The organism is Actinopolymorpha cephalotaxi (genome assembly GCF_013408535.1).
Classification (GTDB): Bacteria; Actinomycetota; Actinomycetes; order Propionibacteriales; family Actinopolymorphaceae; genus Actinopolymorpha; species Actinopolymorpha cephalotaxi.
The window spans coordinates 34,134-58,335 of sequence record NZ_JACBZA010000001.1 but is presented as its reverse complement, the minus strand read 5'-3'; the positions used below and the strand labels follow the sequence as shown (position 1 = coordinate 58,335).

The 24,202-nt window shown below is 69.7% G+C and carries 18 protein-coding genes and 1 pseudogene; 5 read left to right on the top strand and 14 right to left on the bottom strand.

The window, feature by feature from the left end:
- Positions 1-18 precede the first annotated feature (18 nt).
- Positions 19-1,419 (bottom strand): ABC transporter substrate-binding protein, encoded by a 1,401-nt coding sequence (locus FHR37_RS00235; RefSeq protein WP_202884458.1) that lies wholly within the window; start codon positions 1,417-1,419, stop codon positions 19-21.
- Positions 1,416-3,434 (bottom strand): glycoside hydrolase family 127 protein, encoded by a 2,019-nt coding sequence (locus tag FHR37_RS00230; RefSeq protein ID WP_092880148.1) that lies wholly within the window; start codon positions 3,432-3,434, stop codon positions 1,416-1,418. Before FHR37_RS00230 ends, FHR37_RS00235 begins: the two co-directional genes overlap by 4 nt.
- A 309-nt stretch (positions 3,435-3,743) precedes the next feature.
- Between FHR37_RS00230 and FHR37_RS00225 the strand changes: the two genes are divergently transcribed.
- On the top strand, positions 3,744-4,781 hold the full coding sequence (locus tag FHR37_RS00225) for a LacI family DNA-binding transcriptional regulator (protein ID WP_092880145.1): 1,038 nt from the start codon (positions 3,744-3,746) through the stop codon (positions 4,779-4,781).
- 45 nt (positions 4,782-4,826) lie between these two features.
- On the opposite strand, the gene FHR37_RS00220 is transcribed toward FHR37_RS00225, so the two are convergent.
- Genes FHR37_RS00220 through arfA form a run of 4 tightly spaced genes read right to left on the bottom strand, consistent with a single transcriptional unit; the run spans position 4,827 to position 8,625 of the window.
- Complete coding sequence (locus FHR37_RS00220) at positions 4,827-5,396, bottom strand: maleylpyruvate isomerase N-terminal domain-containing protein (RefSeq protein WP_092880142.1); 570 nt, start codon at positions 5,394-5,396, stop codon at positions 4,827-4,829.
- Positions 5,397-5,437: 41 nt separating this feature from the next.
- Positions 5,438-6,007, bottom strand: coding sequence for an orotate phosphoribosyltransferase (locus tag FHR37_RS00215; RefSeq protein ID WP_237768558.1), 570 nt, complete (start codon positions 6,005-6,007; stop codon positions 5,438-5,440).
- Between the two features lie 54 nt (positions 6,008-6,061).
- On the bottom strand, positions 6,062-7,120 hold the full coding sequence (locus FHR37_RS00210; RefSeq protein WP_092880136.1) for a zinc-dependent alcohol dehydrogenase: 1,059 nt from the start codon (positions 7,118-7,120) through the stop codon (positions 6,062-6,064).
- Positions 7,121-7,125: 5 nt separating this feature from the next.
- On the bottom strand, positions 7,126-8,625 hold the full coding sequence (gene arfA, locus FHR37_RS00205) for an arabinosylfuranosidase ArfA (RefSeq protein ID WP_092880133.1): 1,500 nt from the start codon (positions 8,623-8,625) through the stop codon (positions 7,126-7,128).
- Positions 8,626-8,902: 277 nt separating this feature from the next.
- Here arfA and FHR37_RS00200 point away from each other — a divergent pair, with 277 nt between their 5' ends.
- The 3 genes from FHR37_RS00200 to FHR37_RS00190 are packed head-to-tail and all read left to right on the top strand — an operon-like array spanning position 8,903 to position 12,117.
- Positions 8,903-10,243 (top strand): extracellular solute-binding protein, encoded by a 1,341-nt coding sequence (locus FHR37_RS00200; RefSeq protein ID WP_092880130.1) that lies wholly within the window; start codon positions 8,903-8,905, stop codon positions 10,241-10,243.
- A gap of 46 nt (positions 10,244-10,289) precedes the next feature.
- Positions 10,290-11,222 (top strand): carbohydrate ABC transporter permease, encoded by a 933-nt coding sequence (locus FHR37_RS00195; RefSeq protein WP_092880127.1) that lies wholly within the window; start codon positions 10,290-10,292, stop codon positions 11,220-11,222.
- A 1-nt stretch (position 11,223) separates the two neighbouring features.
- Complete coding sequence (locus tag FHR37_RS00190; RefSeq protein ID WP_092880123.1) at positions 11,224-12,117, top strand: carbohydrate ABC transporter permease; 894 nt, start codon at positions 11,224-11,226, stop codon at positions 12,115-12,117.
- 32 nt (positions 12,118-12,149) lie between these two features.
- Here FHR37_RS00190 and FHR37_RS00185 read toward each other — a convergent pair whose 3' ends face one another.
- On the bottom strand, positions 12,150-13,418 hold the full coding sequence (locus FHR37_RS00185; RefSeq protein ID WP_175542301.1) for an MFS transporter: 1,269 nt from the start codon (positions 13,416-13,418) through the stop codon (positions 12,150-12,152).
- 310 nt (positions 13,419-13,728) lie between these two features.
- Here FHR37_RS00185 and FHR37_RS00180 point away from each other — a divergent pair, with 310 nt between their 5' ends.
- The gene (locus FHR37_RS00180) at positions 13,729-15,462 is read left to right on the top strand and encodes an IlvD/Edd family dehydratase (protein ID WP_092880120.1); all 1,734 of its coding nucleotides are present in this window, start codon (positions 13,729-13,731) and stop codon (positions 15,460-15,462) included.
- A gap of 123 nt (positions 15,463-15,585) precedes the next feature.
- On the opposite strand, the gene FHR37_RS00175 is transcribed toward FHR37_RS00180, so the two are convergent.
- The 7 genes and pseudogenes from FHR37_RS00175 to FHR37_RS00145 form a co-directional block, all read right to left on the bottom strand.
- Positions 15,586-17,598, bottom strand: a complete 2,013-nt coding sequence (locus FHR37_RS00175) for an ABC transporter substrate-binding protein (RefSeq protein WP_092880117.1) — start codon at positions 17,596-17,598, stop codon at positions 15,586-15,588.
- Between the two features lie 145 nt (positions 17,599-17,743).
- Positions 17,744-18,361: a hypothetical protein gene (locus FHR37_RS00170; protein WP_092880114.1), complete on the bottom strand. Its 618-nt coding sequence runs from the start codon at positions 18,359-18,361 to the stop codon at positions 17,744-17,746.
- A 96-nt stretch (positions 18,362-18,457) separates the two neighbouring features.
- Positions 18,458-19,489 carry an ABC transporter ATP-binding protein gene (locus FHR37_RS00165; protein ID WP_092880111.1) on the bottom strand — a complete coding sequence of 344 codons (1,032 nt, stop codon included), beginning with the start codon at positions 19,487-19,489 and terminating at the stop codon, positions 18,458-18,460.
- Between the two features lie 118 nt (positions 19,490-19,607).
- Positions 19,608-20,591, bottom strand: a pseudogene (locus FHR37_RS00160) (ABC transporter ATP-binding protein); the annotation flags it as partial.
- Positions 20,592-20,600: 9 nt separating this feature from the next.
- Complete coding sequence (locus FHR37_RS00155) at positions 20,601-21,536, bottom strand: ABC transporter permease (protein WP_092880105.1); 936 nt, start codon at positions 21,534-21,536, stop codon at positions 20,601-20,603.
- A complete protein-coding gene (locus FHR37_RS00150) occupies positions 21,529-22,536 on the bottom strand; it encodes an ABC transporter permease (protein WP_092880102.1) in 1,008 nt (335 codons plus the stop codon). Before FHR37_RS00150 ends, FHR37_RS00155 begins: the two co-directional genes overlap by 8 nt.
- A 6-nt stretch (positions 22,537-22,542) precedes the next feature.
- Positions 22,543-24,186 (bottom strand): peptide ABC transporter substrate-binding protein, encoded by a 1,644-nt coding sequence (locus FHR37_RS00145; RefSeq protein WP_092880099.1) that lies wholly within the window; start codon positions 24,184-24,186, stop codon positions 22,543-22,545.
- Positions 24,187-24,202: the final 16 nt, after the last annotated feature.

Below are 24,202 nucleotides of genomic sequence, written 5' to 3'. Positions count from 1 at the left end.
ACGCCTTCCTGCCGCCGGTCACGGCGTCTGGCTCGGGTACCAGCCCTGCAACAGCTTGTCGATCTTGGGTACGAGCGCTGTCAACACTTCCTTGGCAGGCTGCTTCCCGGTCTCGATCCGCTGCAGCGCGGGCGTCAGCACCTCGCTGATGTTGTCCATGTTCTTCAGGCGCTGGTTGAACGCCGTCTGGGCGTGGTTCAGCGTGTAGTCGACGACCGCGGTGCGGTACTCCGGCGGGTGCGAGTCGTTCTTGATCCAGGAGTCGATCGCCCGCGGGTCGGTGTAGTACTTCTTCTCCAGCGGCATCCACAGGCCGTTCTTGAACAGGTCGACGTACCTCGGGTCGTTGTGGAACATGAACAGCTCCACCGCCTCCTCCGGGTGCTTCGATCCGGAGAACACCACCGACGCGCCGCCCAACTGGGTGGTGGCCGGCTCGCCGTACCTCGGCAGCACACCGATGCCGTAGTCGACCTTGCTCTGGGCCATGTCCAGCAGCGTCCACTGGCCGTCCACCGCCATCGCGATCCGCTTGGTCTGCAACTGCACGTTGGTGGCCGGTGCGTTGTTGCCGAGCTGTACGGGAGTCGGCGCGACGTGGTGTTTGTACATGAGGTCCTGGAGGTTCTGGAACACCTCCACCGCCTCCGGCCGGTCCAGCAGGCACTTGGTGCCGGCCTCGTCGACGAACGCGGCGCCGTTGCTGCGGAGGAAGGACTCCCAGGTGGTGCTCGACTGCACGCTCACCGACGCGCCGAACTGCCGGATCCGCTTGGGGTCGAAGCCGGACTCGTCGGGACGCTTGCCGTTCTGGTCGCGGGTCAGCTTGTAGGCGGCCTGCACGAACTCGTCCCACGTCCAGGCCTTGCCGGCCTCGGCGGGCGGCGGCTCGACACCCGCGTCCTTCATGACCGCCCGGTTGTACCAGAGCAGCATGACCTCGTTGGCCGTCTGGGTGCCGAACGTCTCGTCCTTGCCGTACCAGAAGTAGGTGCCCGGCAGCCGGTCGGCGAGCGCGGGGTACTTCTTGAAGTACTTCGCGAGGTTGACCAGCTTGCCCTGGCCCGCCAGGCGGTAGCCCATCGAGCCACCCATGTACGCGACGTCGGGCGCGCGCTTGCTGGCCACCAGGGTGTTGACCTTCGTGTCGTACTCGTTCGGGGTGTAGACGGGCTTGACCGAGACGCCCTTGTTCTTGTCCTCGAACTGCTTGAGCATGGCGTTGATCGCCTTCTGCTCGAACGACGAACCCCAGTACATGAACTGAAGCTGCGCCTTGTCGCCGCCGCCTCCGCCGCTGTCGCCTCCGCAGCCGGCCAGCGCCGGGAGCGCCGCGGCGCCGGCCACCAGGCCGCCTGCCCGTAGCAGGTCCCGCCGGCTCCAGCGCGAGGGTCCGGGCACGATGGGTCGGTTGTTCATGAGGCTTCTCCTGAGGTGACGTGCGGGGTTCCCTGCGGGGTAGCGGACTGGGCACCGGACTGGGTGACAGGCAGCCAGACCCGCATCGCGCCGCCGTCCCGGTTGTCCCACTGGAAGTACGGCACCGCGGTCGCGGTCACCGCGTGGCTGGTCACCGACTCGGCGGCCGGCTGTGAGGAGTACGGAAAACCGTTGCGGGGCTGGGACGCCGCGGCGGCGTCCATGGTGAGCAGGACGGTGCGTCCGACGCCGGCAAGGTCGGCTTGCGGTACGACCCGGACGCGGGTGTTCGCAGCGAGCGTGAGGTCCTCCACGTCGACGCCCTCGGCCTGGTCGGCCTGCTCGAAGCAGTAGACGAGCGGGCCGCGCTCGACCGCGACACAGCCGCGCACCGCGTCGATCCGCTGGTGCGGAAAGACCAGCCGGGGCGTGAGATCCAGCGAGATCGTCACCGTGTCACCCGGCGACCAGGCCCGGCGGACGACGACGTAACCCCGCTCGTCCGGCGTCGCGTCGACCGGCTCGGCGTTCACGCCGACCCCGACGGACGGGCTCCATCCCGGCACCCGCAGCGCCAGTGACCACTCGCCCTCCGGCGCGGTGTCGACGGTGAAGGCGACCTCGCCCTCCCAGGGGTACTCGGTCCGCACCGACAGGGCCACCTCGCCCGCGGGCAGGTCCGCCCGGATCGTGCCCGGGACGTACTGGTGGACGCTCAGCCCGTCATCGTTCGTGGTGGCGACGTAGTGGCCCAGCGTGGACACCAGCCGCATGATGTTGGGCGGGCAGCAGGCGCAGCTGAACCACTCGTGCCGGCGTCCGGGGTCGTCGCCCTCGGTGTGATCGTGCCTGCGCTGCAGGGGGTTCACGTAGAAGAACCTCGTGCCGTCGGTCGACGTCGACGCCGCGAACGCGTTGTACAGCGTGCGTTCGAGCAGGTCTGCGTACCGGCCCTCCCCCGTCGCCAGCTGCAGCCGCCAGTTCCAGTGCACGCTGGCGATCGCCGCGCAGGTCTCGTTGTACGAGCGGTCCGGCGGCAGTTCGTAGCGGTCGCCGAACGCCTCGTGGGAGTGCCGCGAGCCGACCCCGCCGGTGAGCTGGGTCTTGGTCGCCACCATGTCCTCCCACCGGCGTACGGAGGAGTCGAGCAGCGACGCGTCGCCGGTCTCGAGGTAGAGGTCCACGATGCCGGCCTCGAGGTAGAGCGCACGGACGGCGTGGCCCACCTCGGTGTCGGCCTCGCGTACCGGCAGGTGGTCCTGGAAGTAGCGCTGGCCCATGCCGCTGCCGGCGATGTGGCCCTTGCCGCGCTCGTCCACCAGGTGCAGCGAGAGGTCGAGGTAGGAACGCTCGCCGGTGAGGCGGTACAGCTCCACCAGTGCGGTCTCGATCTCCGGGTGGCCGTCGATGCCGGGGTTGCCGCCACGCAGGAACACCTCGACCAGATGGTCGGCGAAGCGGCGCGCCACGGCGAGCAGCTCTGGTTCGCCGCCGACGCGGGCGGCGGCCACCGCGGCCTGGACGAGGTGCCCGGCGCAGTACATCTCGTGGCTGTGCTCGAGTTCGGCGTACTGCCGCTCGGGCTTCACGACCTGGTAGTAGGAGTTCAGGTAACCGTCGGGGCGCTGCGCCCTGGTGAGCAGTTCCGCGGCCCGGCGAAGGAAGTCGTGCAGCTCACCGGCGTCCTCGCGGCCGGCCTCCCAGGCGGCCGCCTCCAGCTGCTTGTAGAGGTCGGAGTCCATGAACCGCGGGCCGCGGAAGTCGCCGGTCACCTCACCGGCTGCCAGCCCCAGGTTGTGCAGGTTGCCGGCCTCCTCCAACTGCTTGATGCCCAGCGGGATGCTGGCCGCGCGGTTGGTGTCCTGCCAGCGGCCGAGCGGGCCGCCGTCGATGCGGACGTCGCGCAGCCGCAGCGGGCGGTGCAGTGCCCGGCTGTCCGCGGTCGGCTCGACCGGGCCGCTGGCCGCCGGTGCGCCGGACTGTGCGTCGGCTGGTCGGTTCGCCGTGGTGCTCATGGGCCTCCTTCGTGGGTACGCCCGGCCGGCGCCGCGGCTCGGACGGAGCGGTGCGCGGAACGAGGTGGTGCATGACGAGGTGGTGCGTGACGAGTGCTGCCTGGCTCGGAGATGCTGAGCTCGGGCGCGTTCGATGCGGGATGGAGAAGCGTAAGGAATAGGTTTTCCTTATGGCGCCCACAAGGTAGGGCTGATCATCGAGCACGGTCAATACCCCGTACCGGGTTCAGCCTTGTTTCCCACGTAAGGTTTCCCAGGCAGCCCGTACACTGCGCTCGTCCCGACACCGGCGGACCGAAGGAAACCACGTTGCCGCAGACCCCCTCTCCGGAGGTTCGTGCCGTCACCATCCGCGACGTGGCGAGCCTGGCCGGCGTCTCCGTCGGCACCGCGTCCAAGGCGCTGAACGGCCGCGGGAAGCTGCGGCAGGAGACGCGCGACCGGGTGGTCGACGCGGCCCGGCAGCTGGGGTTCCGGCCCAACGCGCTGGCCCGCGGCCTGCTCAGCGGGCGCACGTTCACCGTCGGCCTGGTCACCTCCGACAGCTTCGGCAGGTTCAGCATCCCGGTGATGCTGGGGGCGGAGGACGCGCTCGGGGCGGGTCAGATCTCGGTGTTCATGTGCGACACCCGCGACGACCCGATCCGCGAACGCCACCACGTCCAGACGCTGCTCGCCCGGAGGGTGGACGGGCTGCTGGTCACCGGGCGGCGCACCGAGCCGCGGCCGTCGATCGGTGCCGACCTGCCGGTGCCGGTGGTGTACGCCATGACCCAGTCCACCGACCCGGCCGACCTGTCGGTGATCCCGGACGACGAGGGCGGCGGCGCGCTCGCGGTCGGCCACCTGCTCGCCACCGGCCGCACCCGGATCGCGCACATCGCCGGGCCGAGCCGGTTTCTCGCCGCCCGCCAGCGAGCGGCCGGGGTGCACCGCGCGCTGGCCGAGGCGGGGCTGCCGCTGGTCGGCGGCGAACCGCTGTACGGCGAGTGGACCGAGGAGTGGGGCCGCCAGGGTGCCGACATCCTGCTGCGGGCCGAGCCCGACGTGGACGCGATCTTCTGCGGCAACGACCAGATCGCCCGCGGAGTGGCGGAGACGCTGCGCGAGCGGGGCCGGCGGGTGCCCGGTGACATCGCGCTGATCGGGTTCGACAACTGGGAGGCGATGGCGCTGGGCTCACGGCCGCCGCTGACGACGGTGGACATGAGCCTCGGCGAGGTCGGCCGGATCGCCGCCGAGCACCTGCTCGCCGCCATCGGCGGCCGGCCAGTCACCGGCGGGGTGCAGACGATTCCCTGCCGGCTCGTCGTCCGCGAGTCCACCGGTCCCCGCCGCGACACCTAGTGCTGTGACGTGCTGCGACCGGGAACGTTCGCCGGGGCAGCTCGATCAGTCCGATCGCGCCGCTTCCCACCTCCACGAGGTTTGCCGAGGGAGGCCGTCGAGTTCCCCGCGGCCGGTGCACCAGAGGAGTACCCGGGTGGGTTCGCCGGGCGGGGCGGCCGGGAAGAGCCGGTCGAGTACCGCTGCGCTCAGCGGTGCTGGTGGCAACCAGTTCACGGACAGCCCCTGCGTGATGTCGTGAGTGTGCAGCAGGATTTCGGCGACGCCCATCGCCGCGAATCCTCCGGGGTCGCACGGGCCCCAGTGCCACGCCCTCACGTTCGGGTCGGCTGTGGCCAGGGCGCTGCCGAGCAGTCCCCCGCAGGCGGTGACGACCTGGAGTACCTCGGCCGGCGAGGCGCTGGGGCGAACGTTCAGATCGATGGGGAGGTAGGCGTCGGCGGGCTGTGCCGCCAGCTGTCCGGCGTAGGCCAGCAGGTCGTGGCAGATGTGGGCCGCTGTGTGCCAGCAGGTCCATTCGAGCGGCCCGGCCGGCACCGTCCAGTCCCCGGCGGTTCGGGGAGCGAGCGCCCGAAGCATCTCCGCCACGGCGGCGTCGACGTCTCGATGATCCATGCAGAGCTCCCCCCATCCACGACCCCGGCGAGTCTTCCCGGTCACAGCATCGTGCGTCCAGCGTCCTTCTGCACGGATCCCTCGCCGGCCTGGAGATCCCGGCGGCGGAACAACGCGTGCAAGGTGAGGTTGACGTCGGCGAGCGCCTGCGCGCCGCCCTCCTCCCGGTCGATCACGCACAGGGCGTGTTCGACGTGCGCGCCGAGTGCGCGCAGGTCCTGCGTGGACAGGACCACCTGCCCACCGCTGGTCACGACGTCCTCGACGACGAGCACCCTGCGTCCCTCGACGTCCGCGCCCTCGGCCAGCCGGGCGGTGCCGTACTCCTTGGCCTTCTTCCGTACGAACGCGCAGGGCAGACCGGTGTGCCGGCCGAGGGCGGCGACCACGGCGATGCCGCCCATCTCCAGTCCGGCCAGCACCTCGGTGCCCGCGGGGACGAGCGGCGCCAGCGCGGCGCCGACCTCGTCCAACAGGGCCGGGTCGGCCTCGAACTGGTACTTGTCGAAGTACTCCGTGGCCTCCCGGCCCGAACGCAGGACGAACCGCCCTGTCAACCGGCACCTGTCAGCGATCTGGTGGGCAAGCTGCGCGTTGGTCACGGTCGCCATCATGACAACCTCGCGGGCGTCGTGCGACCGCGGCGGCCGATCCCGAGGGTACGGTCAGGGTCGCAACAGCACCTTGCGCAGGTCGGCGGGGCGTTCCCGCAGGGTCGACAGCGCCGCGCCCACGTCGGCCACCGCGTACCGGTGACTGATCAGCGGGCGCAGGTCGAGCAGCCCGGCGTTGAACATCCCGACGACGTGCTCCCACGCCTTCGCGGAGGCGCCGAAGACACCCTGCACCCGCAGGTGCTTGAGCACGATGTCGGTCAGGTCGCCCTCGGCCGGACCGCCCGGAATCCCTTCCAGGACGACGGTCGCGCCCCGGCGGGCGGCGTTCAGCGCGGCCTTGGCCGACGTCTGCCGGCTGCCTGCCTCGACCACCACGTCGGCGTCGCAGGTCCACCCGGCCTCGACGGCCTCGGCGTTGGAGACGCACCGGGTCGCACCCCAGGTGGTGCCGAGCTCACGGCCGCCGGGACTGTCACCGATCAGCACCAGCTCGCGCGGGCTGTACGCCGCGAGCACCTGGCAGGCGACCAGGCTGAGCGTCCCGGTGCCGACGACCGCGATCCGCGCCCCGACCGCGGGTGCGGCCGCGAGGATCCCCTCCACCACACACGCCGACGGCTCCAGCAGGGCCGCGGCCTCCAGGTCGGCGTCGGCGTTCAGCTGGTGCACCAGTCGCGCCGGCACGAGGACGAAGGAGCTGAACGCGCCCGAGTGGGTGAAGCCGGTCTCGGCGTACCCCGCCTCGCACAGGTTGGTGGCGCCCTCCCGGCAGCGCGGGCAGCGACCGCAGTTGCGGAAACCCTGCGCCACAACGGGATCGCCGGCCCGCAACCAGTCCACGCCGTCACCCAACGCGGCGACGGTGCCGGACCACTCGTGCCCGGGCACCACCGGATAGCTGACGTACGCCGCCGGCCGGGTGCCGGCGAAAAGCTCGACGTCGCTGCCGCAGATGCCGGCCGCACCGACCCGGACCAGGACCTCGCCCGGCCCGGGCGGCGTCAGCGGCCGCTCCTCGACACCGAAGTCGTCCGGCCCGCGTACGACCACGGACGGGTTGGCCTCCGGAATCGGCTCTCCCGCTGTTGTTGCTGTCGTAGAGGCCATCGCTGTCAACCCGCGGTTGCCAGGCGGACGACGTTGTACGACATCGGCGCCAGCTCGAAGCGCAGCGTCCCGTCCTCCACCACCGGGGCGTCCTGGACCCGAGGCTGAACCCGGTCGGGCTGCTCGGCGGTGTTGGTCAGGTCCCGGTCCGCACCGGACAGCGCGACGTGCTCGACGGCACGGGCGCCCTTCAGCGCGCGGACGTCGACCTCGACCAGCAGTGGTTCTGTCAGGGACCGGTTGACGGCGAACACCGCGGCGGCGCCGTTCTCCTCGTCCAGGGTGGCGGTGCAGTCCAGCTGGGGCACCGGGCCGAAGTCGGGAGTGTCCACCTGCGGTCCGGTCGGCTCCACCCGCAGCGTCGCACCAGTGCCGTACTGGAAGGCGAGCCGCATCGGGTGGAACGTCGACTGGCGGTACGCCGGGCCGCCGGGGACCGTCGTCATCGGCGCGATCACGTTGACCAGCTGGGCGAAGCAGGCCATCGTCACCCGGTCCGCGCGCCGCAGCAGGCTGTTGAGCAGCGAGCCCACCACGACCGCGTCGGCCAGGGAGTACTGGTCCTCGTGGAGCGCCGGTCCGGTCACCCACTCCCGCTCGTCACCGGGGACGTGGTACCACACGTTCCACTCGTCGTAGGACAGGTTGATCGACTTCTTGCTGCGGGTCTTCGCCTTCACGAAGTCGCAGGTGGCGATCACGGACTCGATCATCGCGTCCATGTCGACGCCGGAGGCCAGGAAGCTGGCGAAGTCGCCGTCCTTCGGGCGGTAGTAGGAGTGCAGGGAGACGTAGTCGACGACGTCGTAGGTGTGCTCGAGGACCTCGGCCTCCCACGAGCCGAACGTCGGCATCGCGCGGTTGGAGCTACCGCAGGCGACGAGCTCGAGGGAGGGGTCGACCAGTCGCATCGCCTTCGCGGTCTGGTTGGCGAGGATGCCGTAGTCGCGGGCGGTCTTGTGGGCGATCTGCCACGGGCCGTCCATCTCGTTGCCCAGGCACCAGATCTTGATGTCGTGCGGGTCCTTCGCGCCGTACTTCGCCCGCAGATCCGACCAGTAGGTGCCGCCCGGGTGGTTGCAGTACTCCACCAGCGCCGCCGCCTCCTGCACGCCACGCGTGCCGAGGTTGACCGCCATCATCGGCTCTACGCCGGCCTTGCGGCACCAGGCGGCGAACTCGTCGACGCCCACCTCGTTGGTCTCCAGCGTCTTCCAGGCCAGGTCCAGCCGGCGCGGGCGCTCGGCCCGCGGGCCGATGCCGTCCTCCCACTGGTAGCCGGACACGAAGTTGCCGCCGGGGTACCGGACGGTGCTGACGCCGAGCTCGCGGGTCAGGTCGAGCACGTCGGCGCGGAAGCCGTCTTCGTCGGCGCCGGGGTGGTCGGGTTCGTAGATGCCGCCGTAGACGCATCGGCCCAGGTGCTCGACGAACGAGCCACGCACGCGCGGGTCGACGGCTCCGATCCGGAACGCGGGGTCAAGAGTGAGGCTGGCCTTCTTCACGGGCGTCGGCTTCCTTCCGCTGAGGTCCCGGGGCTACCTGGCTCACGACGGACGGTTCGGCGGCGAGCGGCGAAACTGCTGAGAAACCGGATAGACCGATCCGTTGACGTCGTCGAAGCGTGATCGTAGCCTTTGCTTCGATATCACGCACATTGTTCGATATTTCGAACGCCAGTCTTTTCGTTGCCACACAGCTCATAGGCCACACAGTCGTAGCAACACAGTTCGTACGCCACACAGACAGCACCGACCACATCCGGACGGAGGCGCCCTGAGCATGGCGGCACTACCGAGTCGACGGGACGTCCTGCGAGCCACCGGCCTGCTGGCCGCCGCGGGCGCCGTCAGCGGCAGCCTGTCCGGCTGCGCCGAGCAACTCCAGTCGGGCTTCACCGGGACGGCGCCGAGCGCCGACGTACTGACGTACTGGAATCTCCTCGGCGGCGGCGACGGCGTACGCATGCAGGAGATGGAAGGCGTCTACCGCAAGCAGCGGCCCGGCGTGGACCTGCGCGCGGTGACGCTCACGTGGGGAAACCCCTACTACACGAAGCTTTCCCTGGCCACCCTCGGCGCTCAGCCGCCGGATGTGGCCATCTCACACCTGACCCGGGTGCCGACGCTGGTCTCCGCCGGACTGCTCCAGCCGTTCGCGCCGGAGGACCTCGCCCGGCACGGGATGTCGAAGGACAAGTTCGTCCAGCGGGCCATCGAGCGGGCCACCATCGACGGCAGGATCTACGCCATCCCGCTCGACACCCACCCGTTCGTGATGTTCTACAACACCAAGATCTGCAAGCAGGCCGGTCTGCTCGCCGACGACGGGTCGCTGAAGCCGCTCGACAGCGAGGACGCGCTGGTCGAGGCGCTGCACAAGGCGAAGGAAGTCACCAAGAGCTGGGGCGGCGCGGTGGCGTCGGTGGCCGACGTGGCCACCCCGTGGCGGTTCTTCTTCAGCCTGTACGGACAACTCGGCGGCAAGCTGCTGATGGGCACCTCGCCGGAGGAGATCCTCGAACCCGACAAGGCGATTCGCGCCGCCAAGCTGATGCGCCGGCTCACCGTCGAGGAGAAGGTGATGCCGCCCAACATCGACTACGGCGGGGCGATCGCGCAGTTCGCCAACGGGCGCTCGGGGTTCTTCTTCCAGGGCGAGTGGGAGATCTCCACCTTCAAGGACGCGAAGATGCCGTTCAGCATGACGAGGTTCCCCAACCTGATGGGTGGCACCTACGCCGTGCAGGCCGACTCGCACACGTTCGTGCTGCCCAGCAAGGAGCCCTACGAGCGCGCCCGGCTGGACCTCGTGCTCGGCTTCGTCCGGTCGATGCTGGACCAGAGCATGACCTGGGCCGAAGGTGGACACGTTCCCAGCTGGCTTCCGGTCCAGCAGAGCGAGAAGTACCGCGCGCTCAAACCGCAGTCCAACTACGTGGGGGCGGCCGAGAGCGCGGTCTACGACCCACCGGCGTGGTACTCCGGCTCCGGCTCCAACTTCGAGATGGTCGCCGGCTCCGCACTCGGTGGGGTGCTGAGTGGGCGCACCCAGCCCGAGGCCGCGATCCGCCAGATCCAGGTGGGCATCTCCAAGATGGCCCGCACGCCGGCACCCGTCTAGCAGTTTCGTACGTACGCCAGTTCCTTCGAGCATCTCGGGAGGTCTTGTGGGCACCTCGACAGTCGCGCCCGAGACCACGGCAAACTCCGGTGCCGGCCAACGGCGCCAGGGGCGACCTGTCCTCGCCGGCCTGGCGTTCCTCGCGCCGTTCCTCCTTCTATACACGCTGTTCCTGATCGGACCGAGCGTGTACGGACTGGTGATGAGCTTCTTCAACACCAGCCTGGTGAAGGGTGGGCTGGGCAGTTTCGCCGGGTTGTCCAACTACGCCGCCGCCTTCGGCGACCCGCAGTTCTGGTCGTCGCTGTGGCACACCGCGTGGTTCACCATCCTCACCACGCCGCCGCTGGTGATCCTGGCCCTGGTGTTCGCACTGCTGGCCGACCGGGCGAAGAAGGGCCGGTGGTTCTTCCGGCTGGCGTTCTTCGCGCCGTACGTCCTGCCGTCGGCGGTCGTCGCGCTGATCTGGAACTGGGTCTACACCCCCGACCTCGGGCTGCTCGCCGACGTGGTGACCCGCCTCGGTCTCACCCCGCCCGTCTGGCTCGGCGACCCGAACTGGGCGATGATCTCGGTGGCCCTCACCACCGTGTGGTGGACGCTCGGCTTCAACTTCGTCCTCTACCTCGCCGGGCTGCAGGACATCCCGCGTGAGCTGTACGAAGCGGCCTCCATCGACGGCGCGACGCCCTGGCAGCAGATCACCCGGATCACCGTTCCGTTGCTCGGCCGCACCACCACCCTGGTCGCGGTGCTGCAGGTGATCGCGTCCCTGAAGGTCTTCGACCAGATCTACCTGATGACCAGCGGCGGGCCGGACTTCGCGACCCGGCCCACCATCCAGTACATCTACGACGTCGGCTTCACCGACTACCGCGTGGGCTACGGATCAGCGGTCTCCATGCTGTTGTTCGCGGTGATCCTCGTGGTCTCGCTGGTGTGGTTCGCGCTCGTCCGCCGGCAGGAGAGGGACGCCTGACATGACCACCACCCTCACCGAACGAAACCAGAACCGCGGCACCCGGTCCGGCAACGAACTCACGACCGCCAGCGGTCGGGAACGCGTCTTCAACCGCGTCTGCGTCGGCGTCCTCGTCGCGTTCTCGCTGCTGTGGCTGGTGCCGCTGCTGTGGGCGCTGGACACCTCGCTGAAGCCGGAGGGCGAGACCACCAAGGTGCCGGTCACCTGGCTGATCGACAGCCCGACGCTCGCCGCCTACGCCAAGGTGCTCGACGCGGGTAACGTCCTCCAGTGGTACGCCAACAGCTTCATCATCTCGATCCTGGTGGCCGCCCTGTCGGTGGTGACCGCGAGCATGGCGGCGTTCGCGCTGTCCCGGATCCGCTTCCGCGGCAGCAACGCGGTGTTCTGGGTGATCCTGGCCGGCATCATGATCCCCGGGCAGGCGCTGATCGTGCCGCTGTTCCGGGAGTTCGCCGCGGTCGGCATGATCGACACCTACTGGGCGGTGATCCTGCCGCAGATCGCCGCGCCGGTCGCCGTCTTCGTGTTCAAGCAGTTCTTCGACGGCATCCCGCGGGAGCTCGAGGAGGCCGCGCTGGTCGACGGCGCGAGCAGGTTCCACATCTTCTCCCGGATCTTCCTGCCGCTGTCCCGGCCGGCGATCTCGGCGGTGTCCATCTTCACGTTCGTGTGGTCGTGGAACAACTTCCTGTGGCCGCTGCTGGTGCTGACGAGCACGCCGCTGATGACGCTGCCGGTCGGGCTGGCGACGGTCTCCAGCGCGTACGGCATCCAGTACGCCTCGATCATGGCGTCGGCCATCCTGGGCGCGCTTCCGTTGCTGGTGGTCTTCCTGCTCTTCCAGCGCCGGATCGTCGAGGGCATCGCCGGCACCGGCCTGAAGGGCTGACCCGGGCTGACCCGGGTTGATCCGGGTGGCCGTCAGGGTGACAAGGCGGGCTTGCCCTCGGCCGGGGCGTGGTCGCGGTCGCGATCGGGAAGGAGCTCGGCCCGGCTGATCGCCGGGCTGAGCACCATCCACACCGCCGTCACCGCCAGGCACACCAGGCAGCCGGCACCCACCGCGGTGAGGTTGGTGAACCCCACCAGCAGACCGAAGGTGGCCGCGCCCAGTGGCGTCATCGCACTGGACAGGACGGTCACCACGCTCTGCACGCGGCCGAGGACGTCCGGGCGGGTGGCGGTGAGCAACAGCCCGGACAGGATGGCGTTGGAGGGACCGAGACACAGCGACCACCACGCGACCGACGCGCACACCAGCCACAGGTCGGTGGCGAACACCAGGCCGGCGAACCCCGGCAGCGCGGCGGCCAGCCACAGCGCCAGCGCGAGCCCGGACCGGGACGGCGGCCGCAGCAGCGTGCCCATCAGGCCGCCGGCGATCAGGCCGCCACCGAGGAACCCGGCCGCCACGCCGTACCCCGCGGCGCCCCACTGGAGGTTCTCCGCCTTCAGCACCAGGCCGACCGTCTCCATCGGCACCGAGACGGCGTTGAGGACCAGGGTCACCACGGCCAGCCCGCGCAGCAGCGGGTGGCCCGCGACGTAGCGCAGTCCCTCGCCGAGCGCCTGCCGCATCCGGGGCCGGACAGCCGCCCGCTGGATGGGGTACTTGGGGCGTACGAGCACCAGGATCGCGAAGCAGAGCAGGAAGGTGGCCGCGTTGACGTACGCCGCGAGGGCGAACCCGCCGAGGGCGACCAGCACCCCGCCGAGGCCCCGTCCCCCGGCCTCGGCGACGCTACGGACGAGCTGGCGGATCGCCGCACCCCTGGGGAGCTGGTGATGTGGCAGCAGAACCGCGAGGTAGCTGTTGGCGGCGGGCAGGTAGAACGCGTCGATGGTGCCGAAGACGACGCCGAGCGCGATCAGCAACCCCGCCGTCGGCCGGGCGTCACCGGTGGTGAGGAACGCGCCGGCCAGCGCCACCCCACCGGCGGCGAGGTCGGCGGCGAGCATGATGCGGCGGGCGCCGCGCAGGTCGGCCAGCACCCCGCCGAGCAGCATGAGCAGCACCCGGGGAACGCCGGCGGCGGCCAGCACGATGCCGGTGAGGCGCGGGTCGCCGAGCTGGGCCGCCGACCAGCCGACCGCGATCCACCAGACGTTGTCGCCGACGAAGCTGAGGCCGCGGGCGAGGAGGTAGCCGAGGAAGCGTGGCTGGCCGGCCGGAGCCCGCGGCGTTCGCACCGTCTCTCCCTCGTCCCTGTCGTCCCCACCTGGCACCCTGGCGTTCGCGTGCGTGCCAATGTTGCACGCTCGTGGCCGGGACGCGACGTGTTGGCGCCGACGACCGGCGGTCCGACCGGCATCCGAGACGGCGTGCCACGCTCCGCGTTGCCGTACGCACGTACCGCCCATGCTCGGCTCGGTACCGGCGACCGTCAACGGCAAAGCAGCGACCGGAATACGTCTGATGTCTAGGCTCTGGGTGCGGGGCGGATCTCTAGACTGTCGCCAGCGTTGTCGAACGCGGTGAACCGACCGAAGGAGCAATGTGATGACAGGGGAGACGAACGGCCTGCGCAGCCGGGCCTGGTTCGGTGCGACCGGCCGCACGGGCATGGCCCACCGATCCTGGATGCGCAACCAGGGGTTCGGCCAGGAGGTCTTCGACGGGCGGCCGGTCATCGGCATCGCCACCACCTGGTCCGAGCTCGCTCCCTGCAACGCCCACCTGCACCGGGTGGCCGAGGCCGTCAAGCGGGGCGTGTGGCAGGCAGGCGGCTTCCCGCTGGAGTTCCCGGCACTCGCGCTCGGTGAGTCGCTGCTGCGGCCGACGGCGATGTTCTACCGCAACCTCCTGGCCATGGAGGCCGAGGAGATGATGCGGGCCAACCCGCTCGACGGCACCGTCCTGCTGTCCGGCTGCGACAAGACCACGCCGGGCCTGCTGATGGCGGCCGCCTCGGTCGACCTGCCCTCGGTCATGGTCACCGGCGGCCCGATGCTGAACGGCAAGTACCGCGGCCAGGACGTCGGCTCGGGCACCCACGTGTGGAAGTTCGAGGAGGACCTCAAGACCGGCAAGATGACCCAGGAGGAGTGCTACTTCGCCGAGGGCTGCATGGCCCGCTCCAACGGTCACTGCATGACGATGGGCACCGCGTCAACCATGGCTTGCGTCGCCGAGGCGCTCGGCATGCAGCTGCCCGGCTCGGCGAGCTGGCCGGCCGTGGACGCACGGCGTTACGAGATCGCCCAGGAGGCCGGCCGGCGGATCGTGGGCATGGTCGAGGAGGACCTGCGCCCCAGCCGGATCCTGACCCGCGAGGCGTTCGAGAACGCCATCCGCGCCAACGCCGCGATCGGCGGCTCCACCAACGCGATCGTGCACCTGCTCGCCCTTGCCCGCAGGCTCGGCGTCCAGCTCGACCTGGCCGACTTCGACGGCCTCGCCCGGCCGGTGCCGACCCTGGTCAACCTGATGCCGTCGGGCAAGTACCTCATGGAGGACTTCTGCTACGCCGGCGGGCTGCCGGTGGTGCTGCGCCAGCTGGCCGAAGCCGGACTTCTGCACTCGGAGCAGATCACCGTCACCGGCAAGGCGATCGCGGACAACAACGCCCAGGCCGAGTGCTTCAACCGCGAGGTCATCACCACCATCGAGGAACCCTTCCAGGCCGCCGGCACCGGCACCGCCGTACTCTCCGGCAACCTCGCTCCCAACGGCGCGGTGATCAAGCAGTCGGCGGTGTCGCCGCACCTGCTCAAGCACGAGGGACGCGCGCTGGTCTTCGACTCCCCCGAGGACTACCACGCCGTGTCGGAGGACCCCGACATGGACGTGGACGAGACCGACGTGCTGGTGATCCGGTACGCCGGGCCGAAGGGATACCCCGGCATGCCCGAGGTGTCCAACGTGCCGCTGCCCACCAAGCTGCTCAAGGCCGGCGTCACCGACATGGTGCGGGTCTGCGACGGCCGGATGAGCGGTACGGCGTACGGCACGGTCGTCCTGCACGTCTCGCCCGAGGCCGCGGTCGGCGGGCCGCTCGCCCTCGTCCAGACCGGTGACCGGATCACCCTGGACGTGCCCGCGCGCAGCATCTCCGTCGACGTCTCCGAGGAGGAGCTGGACCGCCGCCGGGCCGCGTGGCGGGCGCCGGAGCAGAAGTACAAGAGCGGGTACGCCTGGCTCTACACGACCCACGTCACCCAGGCGCACGAGGGCGTGGACTTCGACTTCCTGACCGGCTCCCGCGGCCACGAGGTTCCGCGCGAGTCCCACTGAGGTCCCACCCGCGCAGGTGAACAGCGCCGGTGAACGAGGCCGGTGAACGAGAGGAGGGGGCGGATCCCGGCCGGATCCGCCCCCTCTCCGCGTCCCGGTTCGGCTGTCCCTGCGGCGCCGTGGTCAGCTGCCGCCGAGGTAGTACTGCTGCGGGTCGGCCGGCATCAGGTTGGCGTGCAGCCAGCCGGTGACGCACTCCTTGGGCGTGTTGCGCAACTGGTCGGCGGCGATGCCGTACTCCCTTTCCCGCAGCGCGATTCCCATGCAGTAGAACTCCTCGGCCGCGATCTGGAGGATCTGCCGCATCAGCGCGTCCTGGCGTCCGCGGTCGGTCGTGGTCAGCAGCTGCCGGTACAACCCGACCTGGCGTCGGGTCCCGGGCGGCGGCTCCTCCGCCCGCTTGTCCCTGGGGTCGGCGTACCAGAAGTACCACGGCATCGCGTAGCGGGTGTTGAAGTTGTACGGCACGTAGTAGAAGGGGTCCATCGTGGAGCCCAGCCCGCCGCCGCCGATCCAGACGCACGCGTCGTGGGCGTTGGCGTCCATGCGCTCGAAGAACAGCGACTGGTCCTCGCTCTTGACCCGGATGTCCACGCCGACCGCACGCCAGTGTCCCCGGATGAGTTCGAGGGCGTCGACGAGGTCGGGAAACCCGGTCGTCACCTCGACCTGGAAGAACAGCCTCTTCCCGTCCGGCCGCAGCCGGAAGCCGTCGGAGTCCTTGTCCGGAAGGACCTTGTCCAGGTGGCGGCCGGCCAGCGCGGGATCGTGTTCGGTGTACTGCTTGGCGAGTTTCTCGTTGTAGTACGGCGATTCCGGCCGTGGGGCGGCCTGCCACGGCTCGCCCTGCCGCTGGAAGACCGCGTTGATGATCTCCTGCCGGTTGATCGCGTACGACAGCCCGACCCGGAAGTCCCTGTCGGCGAAGATCTTCCGCAGCGCGGGGTCGCGGTGCGTCAGGTTGGTCATGACGATCATCTGGTTCATCTGCTGCGGGATCGTCTCGAAGAAGTGGTACTTCGCCTTCTCCCGGCTGCGGGCGAAGACCGGCTTGTTGCGGAGCACGTTGATGCCGGTGTCGATCAGGTGGAAGTCGCCGTTGGTCGCCTTGAGAACGGCGGTCTCGTCGTCCTGCACGAGTTCGAAGGCGACGCTGTCGAGGTAGGGCAGCTGCCGGCCGTCGGTGTCGGTCTTCCAGTAGTACGGATTCCGTTCGGCCACCGGCCGCTTGGAGTCGGCGACGGCCTCGGTGAGCTGCCAGGCGTCGATCACCGGCCGCTCGGCGTTCTCCGGCCGGTTGGCCTTGGACCAGAAGAGGTCGACCCAGGTGTCCTTGCCGGCGTCCTTCGCGAGCTTGCCGACGTCGTGCGCGTGGTCGGGATGGAACGCCTTCAGGTAGTGCGCCGGGAAGTCGGTGACGACCGTGCCGCGCTGGGTGGCGAGGTTGACCAGGAGCAGGCCGTTGGGCCGGGGGAAGCGGAACACCACGGTGTGGTCGTCCTTCTTCTCCACCCGGAACGGCTGGTCGCCGGTCGTGAGCCAGTCGATGGGCACGGGGGTGAGCTCACGGTTGGAGGCGACACTCTCGTACCAGAACACGATGTCGTCCGCGCCGAACGGCTTCCCGTCCGACCACTTCATGCCCGGGCGCAGCGAGAACGTGAACTCCGTGCCGTCGTCGTTCACGTCGACCTTCCGGGCGACGTTGGGGACGATCTGGTCGGCGGTCAGGTCGGTCCGGATGCCCGCCTTCCAGCGCACGAGGTTCTCGTAGCCGATCGTGGTGTTCACGTCGACCGTCTGGTGCAGTCCGAGCAGCTTCAGCCGTCCGCCGTACCGGCCGGCCTCCTCCGTCGGCGTGAGCACCATCGGCGCGGACGGAAGGCGTTCGCGGAGGGGCGGCAGGTCGCCCTTCTTCGCTCGCGCGGCGAGGTCCGGCGCCTCCTTCTGCGTCACCCCGGCAGGACGCGACCGGCCGCCGGTGTTCGCCGCCTTCCCGGACGGCTTGGTCGACAGCGCGTCACATCCGGAGACGGACGTGGCGGCGAGCCCGAGACCGAGCCCGGCGAGCCGAAGCGCTTCGCGTCTGGTGCGTGTGTACGAACGGAGCTGGTGGGTGTCCGGCGTCTCCCGCATCCACAACGGTTTACCGCCGGTAGTACACCGTTGTAAAGATCATCAGGACGGCCTTCGGATACTGGCCGCCGACCACGCCGCCGTACCCCGAAGATGGTGCGGGCTGCCCGGATGGACAGTGCGTCGCGGTTCCGGCGTCCACGGCTCAGTGTTCGGCGTCCTCGGGCCGTCGTGGCTCTGTGATGCAGGACTGCACATCCGCTATGGCCATGGAGATCCATGCCGCGACCGCGAGGAGCGCGAAGAGCGCCGCCCCGATGATCAGCAGCGGGTCGGGCCCACTGTGGAGAGCCGCGGCGACGGCGAAGACGACGGCAGCGGCGAAACCGCACATTCCGGCCAGCCGCAGGCTCAGTATGCGAAGGGCGTAGGGGCGGCTGGCTTTCGCCAACTCGGCTTCCGCCGCCTTGGCCCGGGACGCTTCCTGGGTGGCGCGGGCCCTGCAGATGTCCGGGGTCTTCCGGCACCACAACTCGGAGTGGAGCTCCACGAGGTCCGCCGGAAAGCCGTTCGTCACCGCGCTGACGGCCTGGTCGAGCCGTCGGGCTGCCCGAGCGGCGGCCACGTCGTAGGTCTCACCCTCTGCCTGGACGGCCACTTCGACGTTGCCGGACAGGGGATCGGGGAGAACTCGGGCGTGCCCGACGGACGGGTCCTTCGTCTCGGACGCCCGCAGCTCCCGCAGCATGTCGTCACAGCACACCACGAGCTCGCGCCGACTGTAGCCGGGGGCGCGGTAGAGGGCGATCATGTTGAGCTTCACGGCCCTCTCCTCCCCGAACAGGTGGACAGGTCTACCGCCATCATATGACCGCCGCCGAGCGGGCAAACGCCGGAAACCCGGCACGGGCACGCCTGCTCAGGCGCGCTTGTGGAGGACGTCGCGCACCTGGGCGAAGTGGCAGGCGACCGGATGCTCACCGCCCTCCCTGACCCGCAGCGCCGGATCCTGCGTACGGCAGGACTCCGGGCCCGCCGGGTCGATCTCCCGCGCGCGCCAGCACCGTGGGTGGAACCTGCACCCCGGCGGCGGGTCGGTCGGCGAGGGTACGTCGCCCTCCAGCACGATCTCGTCCCGCCGGCCGCGCAACGTCGGGTCGGGCACCGGGACCGCCGACAGCAGGCCCTGCGTGTAGGGGTGCATCGAGTGGTCGTAGACCTGCGCGTCGCTGCCCTGCTCGACGATCCGGCCGAGGTACATGACCGAGACCCGGTGGGCGATGTGCCGGACGACGGACAGGTCGTGGGCGATGAAGAGGTACGCCAGCCCGAGCTCTTCCTGCAGCCGCTGCAGCAGGTTGATGACCTGGCCCTGGATCGACACGTCCAGTGCGGACACGGGTTCGTCGCAGATCAGCACCTTCGGCCGGAGTGCCAGCGCCCGCGCGATCCCGATCCGCTGCCGCTGGCCACCGGAGAACTGGTGGGGGTAGCGGTTGAGGTGGTCGGGGTTGAGGCCGACCAGGTCCAGCAGCTCCTTGACCGCGTTCTCCTTTCCCTGACTGGGAATCGCGTCGGGATGGATGGCGTACGGCTCACCCACGATGGCGCCCACCGACATCCGCGGGTTCAGTGAGGTGTAGGGATCCTGGAACACCATCTGGATGTTGCGCCGCATCCGCCGCACTCCCGAGCGCCGCAGCCCGGTGACGTCCTCGCCGTCGACCCGGATCGTGCCGCTGGTCGGCTTCTCCACCCCGACAAGGAGTTTGGCCAGCGTGGACTTCCCGCAGCCGGACTCCCCCACCAGCCCGAGCGTCTCGCCGCGTGCCAGCGTGAGGTCGAGCCCGTCGACGGCCTGCACGTGGCCGACCGTGCGCTTGACGACGAAGCCGACCCGGACCGGGAAGTGCTTGACGAGGTTCTCGACCTCGAGCAGAGGCTCAGCCATCGGTTCTCCCCGTTCCGTTCCCACCGGCGGCACCGGCCGTGCCGACCGTGCCGGCCGCGCCGGCCGTGTCCGTCGCCCCGGCCGTGCCCGTCGTATCCGCCCTGTCGGCCGTGCCGGCGACCACCTCGCGTGCGAAGTGGCAGGCCGACCGCTGGGTGCCGCTCACCTCGAGCAGAGCAGGTCGCTCGGTGTGGCAGATCTCCTGCGCGTACTGGCACCGCGGGTGGAACGCGCAACCGGACGGTACGTCGGTCAGCACGGGCGGGCGGCCGGCGATGACCTCCAGTTGCTGCCCCAACAGGTCGACGCGCGGGATCGAGCGCAGCAGCGCCTTGGTGTAGGGGTGCGAGGGTGTACCGAAGACGTCGTACACCCCGGCCTGTTCGACCGCGCGTCCGGCGTACATGACGGTGATGTCGTCGGCGACGTCGGCGACCACGCCGAGGTCGTGGGTGATGAGGATCAGCGCCATCTGGCGTTCGGCCTGGATCTCGGCGAGCAGCCGCATGATCTGGGCCTGCACCGTCACGTCCAGCGCGGTGGTCGGCTCGTCGGCGATCAGCACCTCCGGCTCCAGCGCCAGCGCCATCGCGATCATCACCCGCTGCCGCATGCCGCCGGAGAACTGGTGGGGGTACTCCTTCACCCGCTGCCGGGCGTTCGGCACCTTCACCAGGTCCAGCAGCTCGATCGCCCGCCGGCGGGCGTCGCCCCGGCTCAGCTTCCTGCGGACGACGAGCGCCTCGGCCAGCTGGAAGCCCACGGAGTAGACGGGGTTGAGGGCGGCCAGCGCGTCCTGGAACACCATCGCGACCCGCTCGCCGCAGACGGCGCGTTGCCGCCGGCGGTCCATCGCCAGCAGGTCCTGGCCGCGCAGCCGGATCGCGCCGCTGACGATCCGCGCCGGCGGCGTCTGCAGCAGGCCCATCACCGCCTGGACGCTGACGCTCTTGCCGCTGCCGGACTCCCCGACGATGGCGAGCGTGCGGCCCGGGTTCACCTTCCAGGACAGGCCGTTGACCGCCCGGACGACGCCGTCGCGGGTGTGGAACTCGACCGCGAGGTCGTCGACCTCGAGCAGGGGTGCAGCCGGGTCAGCCATGGGCGTACGTCACCTCAGCTTCGGGTCGAGGGCGTCGCGCAGGGAGTCACCGAGTACGACAAGGGACAGGATGGTCGCGATCAGGCACCCCAACGGGAACAGCAGGAGGTACGGATAGCCGCCGGTGAACCAGTCGGCGTTGCTGGAGATCATGATCCCCCAGCTGATCGCGGGCGGCCGCACCCCGATGCCCAGGAACGCCAGCGTCGCCTCGGCGGCGATGATCCCCGCGACCGCGGTCGGGATCAGCGCGGTCACCGGCGCGATGGCGTTGGGCAGGATGTGCCGGAAGATGATCCGGAAGTCCGACGCCCCGAGCACGCGAGCGGCCATCACGTAGTCGAGGTTCTTCGCCTCCAGCACACTCGCCCGGGTGTAGCGGGTGTAGCCCATCCAGGCGAACATCGTCAGCACGATCGCGGGCGGGGCGAGCACGGCGAACTGCCCGTCGCCGAAGTGCACGTTGCGGAAGATGGACAGCACCAGCAGCGCGGCGAGCAGCAGCGGTACGACGAGGAAGACCTCCAGCGCCCGGGAGATGATCGCGTCGACGGCGCCGAGGTAGTAGCCGGCCAGGGCGCCGAGCACCACGCCGACGACGACCGACGTGACCACCACGATCACCGCGAGGAGCAGCGAGGGCCGGGCGCCGTGCACGAGCTGGGCCAGCAGGTCGCAGCCGTGCAGGTCGGTGCCGAACGGGTGCGGCCCGTCGAACCACTGCGGCCGGATCTTCGACTGGGCGATGTCGCAGCGCTGCGGGTCGGTCCGGGTGAACAGGGTCGGGAACACCCCCACCAGCACGAAGAACGCCACCACCAGCGTGGCGAGGATGACCGGCGGCCGGCGTACGAGGGTCTGGAAGGCGTCCGACCACGGCGACCGCGAGACCTCACCGGCTCGGGTGCGGGGCGTGACGCTCGCGGCGGTGGCCGGATCAGTCATAGCGGATCCTCGGGTCCAGGACGGCGTAGGCCAGGTCGACCAGCACGTTGACGGTGAGGACGACGACTGCCAGCAGGGCGACGGTGCCGACGACCACCGAGACCTCGCTCTCGCGCACCGAGCGCCACAGCAGGCCGCCCATGCCGTAGATGTTCATCAGCCCCTCGGTGATGACCGCGCCGGCGAGCGCGTCGGCGAAGACGAACCCGATCGCGGTCACCACCGGGATCGAGGAGTTGCGGACGATGTGGAAGAGGGTGACCCGGGTCTCGCGGAGCCCCTTCGCCCGGGCGGTGCGTACGTGGTCGGCGTTGTAGGTCTCCAGCTGGCTGGCGCGGACCAGGCGGATGAAGGCGGCCGACCCGGTGATCCCGAGCAGGACGCCCGGGACGATCACGGTCGCCCACGGGTGGTCGGGGTCGAACGACGGCTTGAACATCAACGTGGCCAGGCTGTCCTCGCCCGTCTGCCGGCTCATCCACCGCTCGATCGGCACGGCCAGGATGTACTTGTAGACGAGCAGCATCACGAAGACGGGGAACGCGTCGATCAGGATGCTGAGGAACCGGATGGAGTAGTCCGGCGCCCGGCCGCGGTGGCGCGCCGCGAGGGAGCCGAGCAGCATGCCGCCGATCAGCCAGGTGACGGTCACGACGGCGAACAGCCGCAGGGTGTTCGGCGCGGCGGTGGCGACCATGGCGGTGATCTGCTGGTCGCCGCGCAGGTTGGACCCGAAGTCCCCGTGTGCGTAGCCGTTCAGCCGCTCGAGGAACGGTCTGACGCAGGGGTTGCCGAACTGCTCGAAGCACGGGTCGTCGAGGTGGTACCGCTTCTCCACCTCCACCAGCTGGGACTTGCTGGGGATCTTGTCACCGAAGAACGCCAGCGCGGGGTTGCCGTTGATCTGGATGGCGAGCGTCGTCAGCAGGTGCAGCAGGAAGAACACGAGGAACAGCGTGAAGACACCCTGCAGCACCCGTCGAGCGATGTAGCTGCCCATCGAGGATTACTTGGCGATCTTCAGGATGCGAAGGTCGACCGCGCCGCTGAAGGGGTTGAGCTTCACGTTGCCGAGATGGTCGCCGTAGAACGTCACGGAGTCGCTGACGTAGAGCGGCACGGTCGGGAAGTCGGCGGCGAGAATGTCCTCGGCCTGCTGGTAGAGCCGGACCGCGTCGGCGGTGTTGTCCGCCTGGTCGGCCTCGTCCAGCTTCGCCTCGAACTTCTTGTCGTAGTAGCCGAAGTTCGTGTTGCCCTTCTTCGGGTCACCGCTGGCGTAGACCGGCCGCAGGTAGTTCTCGTTCAGGTTGTAGTCGGCGTACCAGTTGTTCCGGAACGGGCCCTGGAACTTCCGCGCGGACCGCAGGCTGAAGAACTCCTCGCTCGGCACCAGCGAGTAGTTGATGCCGAGGTTCAGCTTGAGCTGGTCGCCGATGGCCTTGAAGATCGCCTCCTGCGTCGTGTCGGAGCCGAGCGCGATCTTCATCACCTTGCCCTTGGGCCAGCCGCCGGCCTGGGCGAGCAGCTTCTTGGCCTCGGCCGGGTCGTACCGGCAGGAGTCGCAGACGTTCTTGCGGCCACCGAACACGGTGGTCGGAACCCAGCCGGTCGCCCGGGTGTAGCGGCCCGGCGCGACCTGCTTGATGATCGTGTCGACGTCGATCGCGAGGGAGACGGCCTTGCGGAAGTTCGGGTCGGTCCAGGGCTTGCCGGCGTAGAGCGGGAAGGCGAGGAAGGTCAGCGCCGTGGTCGGCCGCTTCACCATCCGCTTCTTCAGCTCGGGGTCGTTCATCGCCGACGCCCACTGCTCGGGGGGCGGGGCGGACAGGTCGACGTCGCCGGACTGGAAGTCGGGCCAGGACACCTCGTTCTCGCCGTACTCCCGCCACTCGATGCGGTCGTACGACGGCTTCTCGGCGCCCTTGTAGCCCTTCCAGCGTTCCGCGACGAGCTTCTGGCCGCGGTCCCACGACGTGACCTTGAACGGGCCGTTGCCGATCGGCTTGGTCGCGCAGGCGCGGAGGTCCTTGGCGCACTTCTCCGCCATCGGGAAGAAGCCGGTGTAGCCCAGGATGGTCGGGAAGGCGGCGAACTGGGAGTTGAGCGTGACCTGCAGGGTCTGGGCGTCGACGACCTTCAGGCCGGACAGCTCGGTGGCCGACGGCTTCTTCAGGACCTTGACGTTGCCGTCGTCGTCCTCCTCGACCTCGCCCTGCATCGTGTCGTAGCCGGCTACCTTGTCGAAGAAGTAGTTGTTGGCGAAGGCGTTGGGCCCGTAGGCCGCGGCGTTCCAGGCCCGGGCGTAGGCGGCGGCGTCGACCGGCTCGCCGTTCTGGAACGTCCAGCCCTTCTTGATCTTGATCGTCCAGGTCTTGTTGTCGGTCGAGGTGATGCTCTGCGCCATGTAGTTGTAGGGCTTGCCGGTGTCGATGTCGTAGCGCACCAGCCCGGAGAAGAGGACGTCGTCGACGCCGATGTTGTCGCCCACGTTGGAGTCGGCCGGCAGGAGCGTGTCGACGCTCTGCCCGAGGGCGCTGTGGAGCACCGACTTCTTGGCCGCCTCGGCCCCGTCGCCGCTGTTGCCGGAAGCACAGGCGGACACCGCCAGCATGGTCGCTGCCCCGACCGCAAGAACGCGCGCCATCCGCATCGTGGACGTCTCCTCG

Coding starts and splice junctions, on each gene's coding strand:
- FHR37_RS00235 (WP_202884458.1), bottom strand. CDS start 1,419: ATGAACAACCGACCCATCGTGCCCGGACCCTCGCGCTGGAGCCGGCGG.
- FHR37_RS00230 (WP_092880148.1), bottom strand. CDS start 3,434: ATGAGCACCACGGCGAACCGACCAGCCGACGCACAGTCCGGCGCACCG.
- FHR37_RS00220 (WP_092880142.1), bottom strand. CDS start 5,396: ATGGATCATCGAGACGTCGACGCCGCCGTGGCGGAGATGCTTCGGGCG.
- FHR37_RS00215 (WP_237768558.1), bottom strand. CDS start 6,007: ATGGCGACCGTGACCAACGCGCAGCTTGCCCACCAGATCGCTGACAGG.
- FHR37_RS00210 (WP_092880136.1), bottom strand. CDS start 7,120: ATGGCCTCTACGACAGCAACAACAGCGGGAGAGCCGATTCCGGAGGCC.
- FHR37_RS00200 (WP_092880130.1), top strand. CDS start 8,903: ATGGCGGCACTACCGAGTCGACGGGACGTCCTGCGAGCCACCGGCCTG.
- FHR37_RS00190 (WP_092880123.1), top strand. CDS start 11,224: ATGACCACCACCCTCACCGAACGAAACCAGAACCGCGGCACCCGGTCC.
- FHR37_RS00180 (WP_092880120.1), top strand. CDS start 13,729: ATGACAGGGGAGACGAACGGCCTGCGCAGCCGGGCCTGGTTCGGTGCG.
- FHR37_RS00175 (WP_092880117.1), bottom strand. CDS start 17,598: ATGCGGGAGACGCCGGACACCCACCAGCTCCGTTCGTACACACGCACC.
- FHR37_RS00165 (WP_092880111.1), bottom strand. CDS start 19,489: ATGGCTGAGCCTCTGCTCGAGGTCGAGAACCTCGTCAAGCACTTCCCG.
- FHR37_RS00155 (WP_092880105.1), bottom strand. CDS start 21,536: ATGACTGATCCGGCCACCGCCGCGAGCGTCACGCCCCGCACCCGAGCC.
- FHR37_RS00150 (WP_092880102.1), bottom strand. CDS start 22,536: ATGGGCAGCTACATCGCTCGACGGGTGCTGCAGGGTGTCTTCACGCTG.
- FHR37_RS00145 (WP_092880099.1), bottom strand. CDS start 24,186: ATGCGGATGGCGCGCGTTCTTGCGGTCGGGGCAGCGACCATGCTGGCG.